General features: G+C 63.9%; 18 protein-coding genes. 9 read left to right on the top strand and 9 right to left on the bottom strand.

The features are described 5' to 3' along the window. Positions 1-261: 261 nt before the first annotated feature. The 3 genes from ACQKQD_RS32645 to ACQKQD_RS32635 form a co-directional block, all read right to left on the bottom strand. On the bottom strand, positions 262-384 hold the full coding sequence (locus ACQKQD_RS32645; RefSeq protein WP_427510789.1) for a hypothetical protein: 123 nt from the start codon (positions 382-384) through the stop codon (positions 262-264). Between the two features lie 207 nt (positions 385-591). Continuing rightward, positions 592-1,446, bottom strand: a complete 855-nt coding sequence (locus ACQKQD_RS32640) for a glutamate racemase (protein ID WP_427510788.1) — start codon at positions 1,444-1,446, stop codon at positions 592-594. Between the two features lie 152 nt (positions 1,447-1,598). Continuing rightward, positions 1,599-2,045, bottom strand: a complete 447-nt coding sequence (locus ACQKQD_RS32635) for a DMT family transporter (protein WP_427510806.1) — start codon at positions 2,043-2,045, stop codon at positions 1,599-1,601. 118 nt (positions 2,046-2,163) lie between these two features. On the opposite strand from ACQKQD_RS32635, the gene ACQKQD_RS32630 reads away from it, so the two are divergent. The 8 genes from ACQKQD_RS32630 (at position 2,164) to ACQKQD_RS32595 (ending at position 8,909) form a co-directional block, all read left to right on the top strand. Then, positions 2,164-3,066 carry a LysR family transcriptional regulator gene (locus tag ACQKQD_RS32630; RefSeq protein WP_427510805.1) on the top strand — a complete coding sequence of 301 codons (903 nt, stop codon included), beginning with the start codon at positions 2,164-2,166 and terminating at the stop codon, positions 3,064-3,066. Between the two features lie 733 nt (positions 3,067-3,799). Further along, on the top strand, positions 3,800-4,405 hold the full coding sequence (locus ACQKQD_RS32625; protein WP_427510787.1) for a DUF2975 domain-containing protein: 606 nt from the start codon (positions 3,800-3,802) through the stop codon (positions 4,403-4,405). Continuing rightward, positions 4,405-4,638, top strand: a complete 234-nt coding sequence (locus ACQKQD_RS32620) for a helix-turn-helix domain-containing protein (protein ID WP_427510786.1) — start codon at positions 4,405-4,407, stop codon at positions 4,636-4,638. The genes ACQKQD_RS32625 and ACQKQD_RS32620 overlap by 1 nt, the downstream gene beginning before the upstream one ends. A 63-nt stretch (positions 4,639-4,701) precedes the next feature. Beyond that, positions 4,702-5,970 carry a peptide-binding protein gene (locus tag ACQKQD_RS32615; RefSeq protein WP_427510785.1) on the top strand — a complete coding sequence of 423 codons (1,269 nt, stop codon included), beginning with the start codon at positions 4,702-4,704 and terminating at the stop codon, positions 5,968-5,970. 2 nt (positions 5,971-5,972) lie between these two features. Then, positions 5,973-6,914, top strand: a complete 942-nt coding sequence (locus ACQKQD_RS32610; protein ID WP_427510784.1) for a carotenoid biosynthesis protein — start codon at positions 5,973-5,975, stop codon at positions 6,912-6,914. A 147-nt stretch (positions 6,915-7,061) separates the two neighbouring features. Continuing rightward, positions 7,062-7,697 carry a recombinase family protein gene (locus tag ACQKQD_RS32605; RefSeq protein ID WP_427510783.1) on the top strand — a complete coding sequence of 212 codons (636 nt, stop codon included), beginning with the start codon at positions 7,062-7,064 and terminating at the stop codon, positions 7,695-7,697. After that, positions 7,697-8,137, top strand: coding sequence for a hypothetical protein (locus tag ACQKQD_RS32600; protein ID WP_427510782.1), 441 nt, complete (start codon positions 7,697-7,699; stop codon positions 8,135-8,137). The genes ACQKQD_RS32605 and ACQKQD_RS32600 overlap by 1 nt, the downstream gene beginning before the upstream one ends. Before the next feature lie 61 nt (positions 8,138-8,198). After that, positions 8,199-8,909 carry a toll/interleukin-1 receptor domain-containing protein gene (locus tag ACQKQD_RS32595; RefSeq protein ID WP_427510781.1) on the top strand — a complete coding sequence of 237 codons (711 nt, stop codon included), beginning with the start codon at positions 8,199-8,201 and terminating at the stop codon, positions 8,907-8,909. 47 nt (positions 8,910-8,956) lie between these two features. Here ACQKQD_RS32595 and ACQKQD_RS32590 read toward each other — a convergent pair whose 3' ends face one another. The 6 genes from ACQKQD_RS32590 to ACQKQD_RS32565 all read right to left on the bottom strand — a co-directional run bounded on the left by ACQKQD_RS32590 (position 8,957) and on the right by ACQKQD_RS32565 (position 13,704). Then, on the bottom strand, positions 8,957-10,192 hold the full coding sequence (locus ACQKQD_RS32590; RefSeq protein ID WP_427510780.1) for a hypothetical protein: 1,236 nt from the start codon (positions 10,190-10,192) through the stop codon (positions 8,957-8,959). 129 nt (positions 10,193-10,321) lie between these two features. Further along, positions 10,322-10,612 carry a type II toxin-antitoxin system RelE/ParE family toxin gene (locus ACQKQD_RS32585; RefSeq protein WP_427510779.1) on the bottom strand — a complete coding sequence of 97 codons (291 nt, stop codon included), beginning with the start codon at positions 10,610-10,612 and terminating at the stop codon, positions 10,322-10,324. After that, complete coding sequence (locus ACQKQD_RS32580) at positions 10,609-10,860, bottom strand: type II toxin-antitoxin system ParD family antitoxin (protein ID WP_427510778.1); 252 nt, start codon at positions 10,858-10,860, stop codon at positions 10,609-10,611. Before ACQKQD_RS32580 ends, ACQKQD_RS32585 begins: the two co-directional genes overlap by 4 nt. Positions 10,861-11,060: 200 nt before the next feature. Then, positions 11,061-12,062, bottom strand: coding sequence for a DUF1376 domain-containing protein (locus tag ACQKQD_RS32575; protein WP_427510777.1), 1,002 nt, complete (start codon positions 12,060-12,062; stop codon positions 11,061-11,063). Then, entirely contained in the window at positions 12,059-13,501 is a 1,443-nt protein-coding gene (locus ACQKQD_RS32570) for a replicative DNA helicase (protein ID WP_427510776.1), read from the bottom strand. Before ACQKQD_RS32570 ends, ACQKQD_RS32575 begins: the two co-directional genes overlap by 4 nt. A 2-nt stretch (positions 13,502-13,503) precedes the next feature. Beyond that, the gene (locus ACQKQD_RS32565) at positions 13,504-13,704 is read right to left on the bottom strand and encodes a hypothetical protein (protein ID WP_427510775.1); all 201 of its coding nucleotides are present in this window, start codon (positions 13,702-13,704) and stop codon (positions 13,504-13,506) included. 200 nt (positions 13,705-13,904) lie between these two features. Between ACQKQD_RS32565 and ACQKQD_RS32560 the strand changes: the two genes are divergently transcribed. After that, positions 13,905-14,642 carry a hypothetical protein gene (locus ACQKQD_RS32560; protein ID WP_427510774.1) on the top strand — a complete coding sequence of 246 codons (738 nt, stop codon included), beginning with the start codon at positions 13,905-13,907 and terminating at the stop codon, positions 14,640-14,642. Positions 14,643-14,823 lie beyond the last annotated feature (181 nt).

Raw genomic sequence — 14,823 nt, 5'->3', positions numbered from 1 at the left:
GTCACAAAACCATCATATCAGCGCCAATCTCACACCTATTGGTGTGCTCAAGGTTTCCTTCAGATCGGGAAAGAACCCTCGCGACACGTCCCGTCACACTTTCATGGTGTGATAAAAGCGGGATGGTGGGATGACACTCGCACGACTATAGCGCGGGTGATAGTGCCTGAGAAGGCGCGACATTGGAAGCCAGGTAGTGCCAGAGTGGGGCCCCGGCAGGGGCCCCGAGCTCATTGGAACGGCATCCTGCGCCGCAGCTCGTCAACCCGTTCGGCGGCCGTAGTTGCGCTGCGTCGCCCGGGAGAACCGGCGCAGGGTCATGTCGTCGATCAGGCGCTGACGCAGCGAGCCGCCGGCAGCGGCGGGAACGGCAAGGACGGTCATGGGATGGCTCCGCTCGAAGGGAGCCGGGATCGTCCGCCCGAGCTGGGCGTCCCTCAATCGGCGCAGGGCGTTCGGGTCGATCCGCCGACCTCGAAGCTGCCACCCATCCCGCGCGAGAAGGTTCGTTCTTCCACCCCGAGCTGCCATTCCGGTCCCGACCCATGTCAGACGCGTGGGGTACACAACACGGGCTCCAGAAGCAGTCGTTCAGATTAGGTTGGCTGGCTCAAAGCGGATGGGACGTCCGTAAAATCGGGATGCGATCCTGGACGTCAATTCTGGGTCGCCCGTCGTAAGGAAGCGGCGGACTGGCCTTTCGCCTAAGGGAAACTCGTGATGCCTGCGTAGGTAGGATACCAAGCTCTCGGCAGTGACCGCCGGTTGCGAAAGGATACGTGTCGATTGGGGCAGAGCGTTTCGAAAGAGCGCCTCGACGAGCGGGTAGTGCGTGCAACCAAGGATGCAGGCGTCGGGCTCCTTACCTGCTATCTGGTCTGTCAAACGACGGACGTAGAACTCGACGGCCGCGGCGAGCTCGTGCTGGGGCGCGTCCCGCTCGATCAGAGGCACGAGACGGGGACAGGCCTCCTCGAAGACCTCGACATGCGGAGCCCGCTTGTGGATCTCACCCGCGAACGCATGACTCTCGACACACTGATGGGTGGCGAATACGGCCACCCTGACGTCCGGAACTCCCGCCTGCCGCTCTAACTGAACCTGATCAGCGCTCCAGTGTATGCCTGTCACTTCCTCGACGATGGGAACGATGACACCCAATACCCGCCGATCAGGATAAGTGAGAGGAAGCCACTCCCGTTGGAGACGTCTGAGGCTCCAGGCTGCGGCGGTGTTGCATGCGATGATGCAGAGGGTGCAGCCTTCACAAAACAGACGCTCCAAGCTCCTGAGGGTGAGCGCGTAGATTTCCTCCGGTGATCGGTCGCCATAGGGGGCATGACCGTGATCGCCGAGATACAGGAAGCTTCGATCTGGCAGAGCGACATCAAGTGCGCGCATCACCGTCAAGCCGCCGCTGCCAGAGTCGAAAACGCCAATGCTCACGCTTAAACCTCGTAGCCGGAGAATGTCTGTGAGTCCGCTCGGGTTTGGAGTGGTTGCACCAGGTTCGAACCAGAAGCAGACTTTGCGCTCTCCACCCCGAGCGGCCCGCTTCCCTTCGACCCAACTTGTCTCCTACCGTCTGATAGCAGGCTTCAGCGCCGGATTAGGACGACACCACCAATCAGCATTGCGACGCCGAGCAGGCGGCTGTGGTCGATCGGCCTCTGCGCAAGTCCCAGCCAGCCGAAATGGTCGAAGGTGATCGAGCCGAGCATCTGGCCGGCGACGAGTAGCGCGATGAAGGTCGCGGTCCCGAGCTGCGGGACCAGGAAGATCGCGAGCCCGATGAAGGTCGCACCGAACATCCCGCCACTCCAGGCCCACCACGGGATGCGGCCGGCGACCGCAACAGATGGGATCGGGTCGCGGAGGGCCACGGCTAGCGCCACCATGCAGGCGACGCCAACGAAGTAGCTCATGAAGCCTGACCACGCGGCCGAATTCAGGGCAGCGCGCAAGTTCGCGTTCAGCGCCTGCTGCACGACGATGCTGATGCCGGCCACGACCGCGAGGGCTGACGGAAGAAGCACGTTGAGCATCGCAGGATGGTCCTTTCCGGCGGCATCGCGTCCGTCGGTTCGGCGCACGGGGCATTGACAACCACTCGCTATGCATGCCGTCAAATGCCTGTAGAGCGCTTTTCCATGCACCAAAGGCATCATGAGCCCAGGACATCTCGATCTCTTCCGCGCGGTTGTGCGGTACGGCGGCATGACCAAGGCCGCGGAAGCGCTGGGGATCGGTCAACCGCATGTCAGCAGGGCGGTCGCGCAGCTCGAAGCCGAACTTGGGTTCGCGCTGTTCATTCGTGGGCATGGCAGCGCGATGCCGACCGTCGAGGGCGAGGCGTTCGCCCGCGAGGTCGAGCGGACCTATGCTGGGCTCGACCACCTGCGGGACGTCGCACGTCAGATCAGGGAACTGGGGACGGGACCGCTGAAGGTGGCGTGCCAGCCGTCGCTTGCAGCACGCCTGTTGCCACGTGCGATCCGCCGCCTCGGCATGAAATGCCCGGGCGCGGGTGTTGCGCTCCACGTACCCGCGCCGGACACGATCTGGTCCTGGGTGGCGTCTGGCCAGTGCGACCTCGGGATTGGGCGACCACGCTCCGGCTATGTCGGCGTCGACAGCGAGCCGTTCCTGACGGTTGACGCGGTTTGTGCGCTGCCAATCGGGCACACGTTGGCGGAGGCCCCATTCGTGACCGTGCGGGATCTCATGGCGGAGACTCTGATCGCGGGCGCTCCCGGCGTTTTCCAGCAATCGGTGGAGGCCGCATTCGCTGAGGCCGCAACAGAGCCTAGGTTCCTGCACATGGCTCAGTATACGGCAGCGCGCTGCGGCCTAGTGGCGGAAGGGGCTGGGTTGGCCATTGTTGACCCCATTCCGGCGCGCGAACTCGCCCATCTTCCTATCGTGCTGCGCCCGTTTCGACCCAGCCTGCCCATCGAGTCGGTGATGATCCACCCAGCTGGCCGACCGCTGGGGCGGTTAGTTGGGCAACTCATCAGCATCCTGAAGTCAGAGCGCGAAGATATTTTGGCAAAGCAGGGAGGGTGATCTGGGGTGAGCCTGCCGCCCATCGTGATCCGCGTGACCGTCCGGTTGCGTGCAAATGCATCTCAAAAGCAGCCAGACTGGTTTCCACCCCATCCCGGTCATAGGCCTCTGCTTCATCGACGGCCTGGAAGCAGGCCTGCCCAGAGCGCGCTGGATCGCGCACGAGCGCAGAACGCCGCGTCGCTCCGTAACCTGCCTTATGCAGGGCCCAAGGCAGTCGGCTGTCTATCTATGGCAGCATGCCGGTCGCGGCACGGTTGGTTCAGGCAAGGGGCGGTAGCCGACGGCAACGGTACGGCAGCGACGACGGTAAGAACGGGGGCATCACACCACACGCACTGAAGGTGGACGGCCGAATTACCGGATCGGCCAGTCCGGATCATGTGCTCCGGGTCCGGACGAAGGGGCCCGGACGCTTCGGGCACGATCGGTCGCACCCGATCCCGAAGCGGCTGACCCACATGGTTCGGTTTGGGTGCACCTTAGCCGAACCGGCGCCCTCGGCTGGTTTCGAGTCAACATCGCCGATCAGGGTAGCGCGTGCCGCACACGAAAGCGGTCGCTCCAGCCTGCCCCTATTCCGACAGTAGCCTCACCAAGCGTAGCTGTTCGAGACAGAGCCTTCGGTCGCCTCGCCTGTTGACCGACCCACAATATCGAACGGATCGGCGCACCGAAATTATTGTTTTGCAGAAAATAATTTCTGCGCTATCTCGGTGATTGAGGAGCTGGAATGTCGAACGTCGTTGCCCTGCCGCATCGAAACCAGCCGGCTCAGCCGGAGCCCAATGACCATCCCGCGCTCCGGCGCTGCTCTTGGTTCGCGGCGCGGCTCGTCTCGGCGATCCTAGGGCTGACCGCCGTCTTCACCATGGCCGTTCTGATCCTCGGGCTGGTCTTCCAAGGCGCCTTCATCTGGCTTGCGCCCGGCGCGGGCTTCATCGGAGCGCCGCCGGAGGGAGTCGTGGGTGTCGTCGCCTTCGGAGCTCTGCCATGGCCGACCCGCTTGGCCTACGGCGCGAATTTCACACTCACCCAGACGCCGGTCCTGGTCGTGCTCTACCTTCTGCGCACGCTGCTGCGTGACCTCGCGGTCGGCACACTGTTTGCCGCGGGACATGCGCTTCGCCTTCGGCGCATGGCATTCTGGCTCCTCGCCTATGCCGTCGCACCGCTCGGCGGACAGGTCCTCGTCCGGGCCGTCGGGTACGGGGTCGATCTCGCCTGGTTCCGCACCTCCGCGCTCCACGCCCTCCTGCTCGCAGCCATCCTGATCGTCTTCGCCGAACTCATCCGGGCCGGGCAGGCGATCAAGGACGACAGGGACGGGTTCGTCTGATGCCGATCGTCATGCGGCTCGACGTGATGCTCGCCCGCCGCAAGCGGAGATCGAAGGACCTCGCCCGCGCGGTCGGCATCACGGAGGCGAACCTGTCGCTGCTCAAGTCCGGCAAGGTCCAGGGGGTGCGCTTCGCGACGCTCGAAGCGATCTGCCGGGAGCTCGACTGCCAGCCGGGCGACCTACTCGAATACGTGCCCGACGGCGAGGACGCCCTGCGCCGAGCCGGCTGACCGCCATTCCATTCCACATCGAACCCGCGCGCATCCGCGACGCGGGACTGGAGACCCGTGCCCATGCGGACCCTCTCGTGCGGCTTGCGCGTGCTCGTCATCCTCCTCGCCGCAGCGACGCTCGCCGCCTGCAACCCTCCGGACTCGACGGTGGATCGGGTCGCGGTCGTCTGGCCGGCCGAGTCCGGCACCACCGTGACGCTGCCGATGCAGCGTGCCTCCGGCCGCTGGCTCGTGTCCATCGGTTTCCGGCGCCCGGACGGCAGCGAGCGGCGGGCGCTCGCCTGGCTCAACATGGGCGTGCCCGGGCCGATCCTGTCGGAAGGTCTGTATCGGGACCTCGGCCTGGCCGAGGGCCGCGACCTCGCGATGCGGATCGGAACCGTCGATGTGACCGTCGGCGGGCGGTCCGTCGTCGATGGGCCCGGAAGCATCGGCGGACAGGACCTGTTCGGCCAGCTGTTCGCGCCCCGCTCCGTGGAAGCGGTGCTGCCTGCCGGGGTGCTCCGGCACTTCGCGGTCACGGTCGATCCGAAGGGCGCGGCACTGACCCTAGCGCGGCCCGGGACGCTCCGCCCGCGCGGCGTCCGCGTGCCGGTCCGGATCAATCCCAAGTCTGGGATCGCGGTGGTGGATGCCCAGATCGACGATCGGAGCATTCCCCTCGTCCTCGATGTCGGCGCACCCTACACCTGGCTGCGAGGGCGCACGGTCGCAGCGTGGCTCGCACAGCACCCAGACTGGCGGCGCGCGGAGGGTGCAGTCGGGCGTGCCAACCTCGCGATGGTCGATCTCGGCCTCGAACCCTCCGGCACACTGGCCCGCCTGCCCCGCATCGACCTGCCCGGGCTACCGCTCCCGGATGTCGGCGCGCTCGGCACCGGTCCGATCGGCGGCAGGCTCGGCGAGGCGGCCCTCGGCGAACTCTTCTGGGACACCTGGCAGGCCGGTGTCGGCGAGCCGGTGGCGGGCTGGCTCGGCAACAACGTACTCGACGACGTGCGGCTGACGCTCGACTACGCCACAGGACAGAGCTTTTGGGAGCGGCAGCGCGCGGCCGGCCCGGGCGACCTCGACGGCGTCGGCCTCACCCTGGCCCGGCGCGGTGCGGGCTACGCCGTCACCGCCGTCGCGACCCGGGACGGCCGTCCTCTCGTGCTGGGCGTCGAGGCGGGCGATCGGCTGCTGCGGGTCGACGAGCATCCGCTCGATGGGCTCGCGCCCGAGGCAGTGCTTGCAGCACTGGCGGCGCGACCGGGTGAGCGGCGCGTTTTGGAGCTTGACCGTTGCGGCAGGCTGGTGACGGTTGAGACAGAGGGGGTAGCTTTCTGAGGATGCTTGCCCGCGCCCCGTCATCGGGAGAAGCCTGTATGTCCGCGAACCCGTCGCTTGCCCGCCGGACCGCGCCGGATGCCCTGCACCGGGCCTTGCTGGCCGCCTTCGCCCTCCTGCTGCCGGTCATCCTCGTCCAGGGCGCGCGGACCGACGCTGTCGCGCAAGGACTAGCCGGCGTCTCGATAACCATCCTCACCCTTCACGCCGTCGCGCTTCTCGGCCCCGCGTGGACTGCGACCTTTGCGGGCATCTGCCTCTCGGTCACCTTCGCGATCGAGAATGTCGGCGTCGCGACCGGCGTGCCGTTCGGTCGCTACGTGTTCCTCGTTGGCAGCGACTTGCCCCGCATCGGCACCATCCCTCTCATCGTTGGGCCACTCTACTTCGGGATCGGCTATCCGGCCTGGATCATCGCCAGCCTGCTCGTCGGCTCCGACGCCGCGAGACCGCGTGACCGGCTGTCCCTGTTTGTCGTGCCCGTCGTAGCAGCCTTCACAATCACCCAATGGGATCTCGTGATGGATCCGTCGAACGCCACGATCGGGCGGGCCTGGCTCTGGTTCGACGGCGGCGGCTATTTCGGCGTGCCGCTCTCGAATTTCCTCGGCTGGTTCCTGACCACTTGGACCTTCTTCCAGCTCTTCGCCCTTGTTGCCTACCTGTCGCCGGATCGCGACCGGAGCCGTTCCCGCGATCCCGTCTTCCTGGCACTCCCGATCCTGACCTACATGGCGACTGGCTTATGCCACCTGATGCCGCTGCTCGATCCCGACATGCCGGTCATCGATGGCGGCGGACGTTCGTGGTCGAGTGCCGACATCCGGGAAACGGCCGCCCTCGTGGCCCTGCTCACCATGCTCCCGACCTCGTGCCTCGCCCTCATCCGTCTTGTGCAGAGCCGCGCGCCGTCCTCAGTTCCATCCGGCACCAGCTCCTCGTAGGCTGTTGGCAACCCGCGACAGCGTTCGGTCTGGTTGGGGTATGCCTCAATCGAACCATACGGTAGGCGGTTTCATATATTCAGCTTGACCATTCAAATCGAACCGGTATCATGACACCTATCCTAATCGAACCTATTGGCAGGTTTCATGTTCGTCCGCGCCTACCTGCGCGCTTCCACCTCTGAACAGGACGCGACCAGGGCGCGGGCGCAGCTCGACGCCTTCGCGCATGAGCGGGGCCTGACGATCGCCGCAGCCTATGTCGAGAACGAGAGCGGGGCGACGCTCGCCCGGCCGGAGCTGTTCCGCCTCTTGAAGGATTGCCGACCCGGCGACGTGCTGCTGATCGAACAGGTCGATCGCCTCTCCCGCCTCACCTCAGACGACTGGACGAAGCTGCGGGCGGAGATCGACGCCAAGCGGGTGCGCATCGTGGCGCTCGACCTGCCCACCTCGTGGAGCCTGGCGACGCCGGCCGATGAGTTCACGGGGCGGGTCTTTCAGGCCATCAACGGCATGTTGCTCGATGTCCTCGCGGCGGTCGCCCGCAAGGATTACGACGATCGCCGCCGCCGCCAGGCGCAGGGCCAGGCCCGCGCCAAGGCCGCGGGCCTCTACAAGGGCCGTCAGGAGGACACTAAGCGGAACGAGGGCATTGCGGCCATGCTGAAAGCTGGCTCGCCCTGGACTCAAATTCAGGCCGCCACGGGCTGTAGCCGCTCGACCCTTGCTCGGATCGCCAAGCGGGTGAAGGCCGCCCCGATGCAAGATGTGCCTCGCTGATGCCGATCCGCCGCGAGCATCGCTACTTCTACCCGATCGACTGGAAGCAGCTCTCGGCCGTCATCCGCTTCGTGCGGGCGAAAGGTCGCTGTGAGGGATGCGGGAGACCACACTTACAGGATGTGCGGCACCTCGGCGACGGCCGATGGTGGGACAGCGAAGCGGAGCGTTGGCGGGACGGCCGAGGCCGCCTGATGCGCCGGACCCTTCCCACCCCCGAGGACATGACCGCCGGTCTGGTGAAGGTGACGCGGGTGGTACTGGCGACCGCGCATCGCAACCACGACACGGCCGACAACACGGATGCCAACCTCGCGGCGCTATGTCAGCGCTGCCATATGCTACACGATCGGCCGGAGCATCAGCGACGCCGACGCATCACGTTACGCGCGCGAAAAGCTGTTGGCGACCTGTTCGGCGGCATTTATGTTCGGCGTTGAAACTTGAAGTTAGGCGCAATGCCAGCCGGTTGGGTGTCGAAACGTGCGCGTTGCAGAGCGGATGGACCTACTGGACAAGCTCTCCCGAGAGCTTCAATCCAGATACACATTCACCGACCTCGATGTATTTTTCAAAGCTCTAGATGTCGATATTTCTGGCGTTCGGTCTGGCCACAACAGCAAATATTCGTACTCTAAAGAAATATTGGCAGGGCTCCCAGACCCGCGATTAGAGCAGATTGCTCGTGAACTGGATCCGACCACACCGCTGGGAAGCGTCCTTGCCCCGCAGCCACCTCGGAACTGGCAAGACACAACACAGTTCCGACTGTTCATAAGCCATATATCGAAAGACAAATTGAAAGCTACGCACTTGAAGGTGTGCATGGAGAAATACCATATAAGTGGCTTCGTTGCGCACGAGGATATTCACCCGACATTGGAGTGGCAGACAGAAATTGAGCGCGGATTAAATACGATGGACGCTCTGATTTCTATACACACACCAGGCTTTGCCCAAAGCAATTACACTCAGCAAGAACTTGGCTTTGCGATGGGACGAGGTTGCAAGATTATTTGCCTCGAAATGGGTGAGCAGCCGACCGGGTTTGCTTCAAAACATCAATCGCTGCCGCGCCGATCGCGCACGGCGGAACAGATCGCGGAGGAGGTTGAGACCCTTTTACGCGAGGACGACCGAACCAAGAACCGGCTGGAAATGGCTCAACCCAAACCATCACCGTATGATCTCGATGACGACATTCCGTTCTAAAAGGGCGAAGGGTAAGGCGACACGTTGGACCCATAGCTCGCCGCGCTTTAGGGAGTTGGAATGTCGTAGGCGATGACGGTGACAATAATCTCACGGCTATGATCGCTTGGGTTCCCCATTTTGTAGCGCAACCTCGTTTCGCCTTCGACCTTAGGGCCGCCCTTTGTATGAGGATGTTTGGCCATAGCGCCTTTGATTGCTTCGATTACCGCCGAAAAATTTCTGTTTCGGTTGAATATCACAAGAGCAGTCTTGCTGTCTCGCCAGCTTAAATACGAAAGCAGTTGATCGACTGTTTCAGTAAAAACCTTCTCACCGTGCCAGAATTTGCATTCGGCGATAAAGATATTACGCCCTTCTGACCGAATAAGAATATCGGTTTTGCCCTGAAAATTAAATGTCTCGCCTGTTGCCTGACCATCATACTGACCGTTTAGCTGGACTAAGAAGTGCTGCCTTATATCTTCCTCGCCCATATTGTGAAATGTGTGCGGGCTCCGCTCCATAACCCTCGTCATGTTGTCCATCACACTCAGTATGTGCTGGTATTCCGCCTCTTCCAGTGCCGGTTCTGGCTTGAAGGGAGCGACCGTCTGCGGCCTTGTGGGAACGATCCTCCGCCTGACTTCTGGTGCACGATAGGTCGCCGGGGCGTCGGGCCGGCGTTTCATCGGAAATCCCAATGATGCAACCAGGCTTTTGCTCTGCAGAAGCTGTGCTTTTCGCTGCTCTACATAGGTTCGAGCTTGAGCTGCGATATTTTCTGGAAGGTTGGCGAGATCGCGGGTCAGGGTCGCCAGATGCGTTTGAATATCCCGTACGGTTTTGTCGAACTCGGCTTTAATTCGATCCTGCTCCTTGCCCCGCGTTGCGATCGTAATGAGCAATTCTTGCTTATCGATCGCGGCTTGTGGTCCGGGCAGAGACCGTGTGCTTGGCTCTATCCTGAATAGTCCTCCATCACCGGAAAAAGGCAGATGGAATATAACAACATGCACAACTATCTCGCTGGGTCCATGGGAGCGCCTGTAAAACGTATCGTAATCCTGGCGTGCGATTGTCTGCTTTATTTCTCTTTCATCGACCCAGATATCCTCAACGTGTAGCACTGGGATATCTAGCCTGTGAGCTTCACAAACTTCAGCAACCAGGTCGTCAGTTGGTATTGCAAGGATCTTGTTCTCGTCAAAGCCCTTGAGCTTCGCCATGGCCCGCTGGGGGAGCTGGCTTGTTACTGTAAAGACACTCGTGCCGTCGAATAGATAATCGGGGTCGTTGCGCATCTAATCGCCTGCGTTCTTGATGTGGCAGACACATACTGACGGTAAAGCCGGCCACTCTATACGCCTACGAAGCAAAAAAGGAGAGCATTCGCTCCCTTTTTGCCGTCTGACCACCATTGGCAAACAGTTTTATTGCAGGGCATCTTCCCAATCCTGCCGGCCATGCAGGACGCGGACGATCAGCACTCCCGCCCCCTCCTCGACATAGACGATCATGTGCGCCTGGTAGGGATGCAAGCGTACCGGCGGCGTCAGCTCGCGGCGCTCGCGAGCCATGAGGGGATTATCGGCTAGCATTTGGAAGGCGTTGAACAGCCCGTCCTGATAGCGCTCGGCCTGGGCCACCCCGAAGCTCCGCGCGCCCGCCACATAGAGGTCGGCGATATCCTCGTCGGCCTGCGGTGACGTGCGGAAAATCATTTGGCCTGGATGGCTGCCAGCCTGCCGCGGCCGAGTTGGCGAATTTCGTCGGGGGTGCGGGAGCTGATACCGCTTGCTAGCCCTTCATCGACCAGGCGTTGCAGCTCGGCGATCTTGTTCAGGCGGTCCTGGTCCCGGCGGATCAGGTCACGCACATAGTCGCTGGCATTCGCATAGCGGCCGGTTCCGGCCTGGGCCTCGACCCAATCCTTCATCGGATCGGGCAGCGATACGTTCATGGTCGCCATGACGGCACCTCCTTGCCCATAATGGCAAGAATTGCCAAAATTTGTCAAAGAGTGAGTGACGTTCCTCGGGCGGGACTTTCGCCTACCACCTTCCGCCTCATCTAAGCCGTTGCGGCTGCTGGGGTCGGCGCATGGGGCGAAAGGTAGACCTTTCGCCCCATCATTCAGGCGCATTAATCGGCCTAAGACATCCATCACGATCAGGCGGCGACGGTCAGCGTCAGATCGGTTGGACCTTCGTCCGCGCCGAAGCCGCAATCCCGCAGGACATGGTCTGGCACCAGGGTGTCCGGCTGGTCCGGTGGAGGGCTGCTCCAGGGCCAGTAACCCCGCCGCGCCTTCCAGCTCTGGACGCGCTGGCGCCACTCGCCGTCGGTGACCACCGCTCGCAGCGCCGACGCCGCCTGCACCTCAGGCCGGTAGTCGCGCCAGCAGCCCTGGTTGAGCCAAGCGTCCGCCGTCTTCACGAACTGCGTGCCCACCTTGTCAATCCGCGCCTGCTCGGCTGCGTAGGCCCGAGCGCCGTTGATGATCTCCGCGGGCGTGGCTCCCTGCCTGACCGCCTCCCGCCAACGCTGGCTCGCCGCGGTCATTGGAAACGCCGTGCTACGCCTCGGATATGCGGCTCGGAACTCGGCGAAGCCGTCCGGCTCACTCCCTCCGGGGGACAGGGGGGAGTCTCCTCTTCTCTCCTCTCCTCTGCTCACCGACGGTGAAGCTCCTGCTTGGACCGAATTGTTCGGCAGCAAGGAGTTAGAGGCGACCAGTCGGTGCGCACCCGCGGTGCAGGCCGTGGCCAGGCGACTCTCACCGGCGGTGCAGTCGATCCCCACACCACCCTCACCCGTCTGGCAGTCGGTATCGCGGCGCCGCGCGGTGCCGCCCTTCTCGCCCGCGAGGCTGCGCTTGGCCGACAGCCGTGCACGATCCGCCAGCTCCGCCGATACGCGTCGGTTGGTCAGCTTGCCGCCTGCGCTGCATTGGATCTTGTCCGCGTCGATCAGCTGCCGCACGAGCGCGACCGCCTTGACGTTGCCGCATCGGAAGATCCCCATCAGGAAGCGGGGTGAGTTCGGCACCGGGCCACCCACGTCGTACATGGCGTGGCACAGGCGCAGGTACGCCGCCTCCTGTTCCAGGCTGAGATCGACCGTGCCGATGTTCCAGGCGCGGAAATCCATCTTGTAGAACTCGCCCTTCATCGGCTCTTCTCCGCAAGTACGTTGCAGGCGACATCGCAGAAGCAGACGATCCGTCCCGTCGGTCCGGAGCGCTGCTTCAGGATCTCGATCTCAAGCTCGTCCTGGGCGACGAACAGGCGGGCCTCCTCGGCCTCGGTCCGATCCGCCTTGTGCTCCAGGTAGTAAGCCTCCCGGAACAGCCCCAGCACGACGTCGGCGTCCTGCTCGATCGAGCCGCTCTCCCGCAGGTCCGCGAGCTGGGGGCGCTTGTCCGGGCGCTTCTCCACCTCGCGGTTGAGCTGCGACAGGCCGAGCACCGGGATGCCGAGCTCCTTCGCCAGACCCTTCAGCCCGGCGGAGATCTCCGTCATTTCCTGCACGCGGTTACCGTGGTAGCGCTGCGACGGCTTGATCAGGCCGATGTGGTCGACGACGAGCGCGGCGAGCGGCGTGCCCCGGCTCTCGGCCCGAACCCGCATCTGCCGGGCCCGCGCGGCGATCTGGCCGAGCGTCAGACCGGCCTCCTGCTCGATCCAGAGCGGGACCTCGGCGCAGACTCCCTCAGCCTCCCGCAGCCGGTCCAGGGCGTACGGAGACAGGTGGCGCGCCTCGGCGATGGCGCGATAGGTGATCGGCTCCCGTTCGCGCGGATCGTAGGCGGTCGCGGCGAGCATGCGCTCGGACAGCTCGTCGGCGCCCATCTCCAGGGAGAAGAAGCCGACCGGACCTGAGCGCCGCGCCGCATTCAGGGCGACGTGGAGCGCGACCGTCGTCTTGCCCATGCCGGGTCGCCCAGCGAGCACGATGAACTGCCCCGGACGCATCCCGAGCGTGTCGCGGTCGAGCCGCGGCAGGCCGTAGGAGACACCCTGCGGTTCGAGCCCCTGAAGTGCACGCTCGATCCGCGCCAGGACATTGGCCGTGCCGTCCTTGAGGGTGACACGGCGGGCGTGCTCGGCGAGCCCGGCGCTGACCACCCCGTCCAGAGCGTCGATCATGAAGGCGGCGTAGGGCGCCGGATCGTGCACCGAGCCCTCGCTCATCCGCGTCACTGCAGCCTGCGCCGTCGTCAGCACCGTGCGCATCCGCGCGGCCTCGGCGATGATCCGGGCGTAACCCGGCGCGCCCACGACGGTGATCGCCCCCTCCACGAGCTTGCCGAGGTAGCCGCCGACGGAGATGCCGCCGAGATCGGCATCGCTGAGGACGGCGGTCAGCAGCCTCCAGTCGATGTGCTCGCCGGCATCCCGGCGCTGGCACATGACGGTGAAGATCTGGCGGTGGACGTCGTCGAAGAAATCCTCCGCGCGGACGTAGTCGCGCGCGCGGTCCAGGGCCTCGGCGTTGAGGAGGATCGCGCCAAGCAGGGACTGCTCCGCCTCGATCGCGCGGGGCGGGCTGACCGTCTCCGCGACGGGTTCGACCGGCAGGGGCCGCCGTGCGGCTGTGACACTCGTCATGGCTACCTCCTGTGATCGTCGTGGTTGGGGAAGGCCAGTTCGGCCAAAAGCGCGACCGTCGCGGCAGGGCGGCGCAAGCGAGCGCCGATAACCGCCCGCCGGAGAACCATCACCGGATCGTCCGGCTCGGGTGTCGCGCTCACAGTCGGCACCATCGAACCGGACACGCGACGGGTGCGGTGGGGGTGTCTGGCCTGGCTCATCGAACGCACTCCTGCACCCGGACCTCACCCCGGGCGGTGCCCCTCCGGGCACGGCTCCGCCGCTCCTCCCGGATCAGAAATCCTTGGAAGACGAACGGTTTGGGCCGTTTAGGGCTGGCGCCCGGCTGGTGCTGCGTTTATTGCAGAACAGGTCCTAACAAGACATTTGCGAAATTATCCGAACTCACAGGGAATCCGACATGGCCCGCTTGCCGGCGCTGATCGACCTAATCGCCTCGTTCAGGGGCGGGGAGCGCAAGAACCTGGAGCTGCAGGCTCGGTTCCTGCGCGAGGCCGGCCTGCTCAGCCGCGGAAAGCGCGGCAGCGGCGCCCCGCCCGTGACTGCCGAGGACGCCGCGATCCTGTTGCTCGCCCATTTGGCGACGACATCCGCCACCTCCGCGCCGGAGATCGTCCAGCGCTATAGCCGGTTGAGCAACTGCTTGTATGATGATCCTGAGTACGAGCGGTATTGGCCGCGGTACAACCGAGCCAATCTCATGTTCTGGCCGATCTACAGCGCTGGAACATCACTCGATGCTCTGAAGACGATGATCATCTCCGCGGATCGGTGCTGGAATTTCTGCAGTGACGTTCTGGAACCGCTCGAACAAGAAGGGACAGGCTTGGCAGCCCTAAAAGCACTTGGGGACCGGCGTGAGGCATTCAGGGCGCGGCGGGCGGTGGTCACACTCGACAAGGTCTATCACTCCCTGTCGATCGTCATCAAAGACGTCTACGAGCACAAGTGGAGCCGCAAGCCGTACTACTCCGCGGATCACGACCCGGACGACATCTTCGCGGCCAGCACCTTCAGTCATCGATGGGCGGAGTTCAATCGGTATGAGGAGGACGAGGATGATCCTCCGCTGTTCGCGACGGCCGGGGTCTCAGGCTTGTCGCTCTACAAGATCAACCAGCTCATTCAAACGCCATGATGGGGTCACCGCAGAGGATGTTCGAAAACGTACGGCTAAGGGCGGACGCCTGTGTAGCTGGCTATTCCGGAAGCGGACCTTCCGCATGCGACCCATGCCAGCCGTACAGACAGGTGTAGGTGCATCCCAGAAGCAGCCATTCACCTGTCGTCTGGCGACTTCGGCTCGGACAGAGAAGCTC

Origin of the sequence: Methylobacterium sp. NPDC080182, from assembly GCF_050281105.1 — a bacterium.
GTDB lineage: Bacteria > Pseudomonadota > Alphaproteobacteria > Rhizobiales > Beijerinckiaceae > Methylobacterium.
This window is presented reverse-complemented; position numbering and strand designations above follow the sequence as displayed.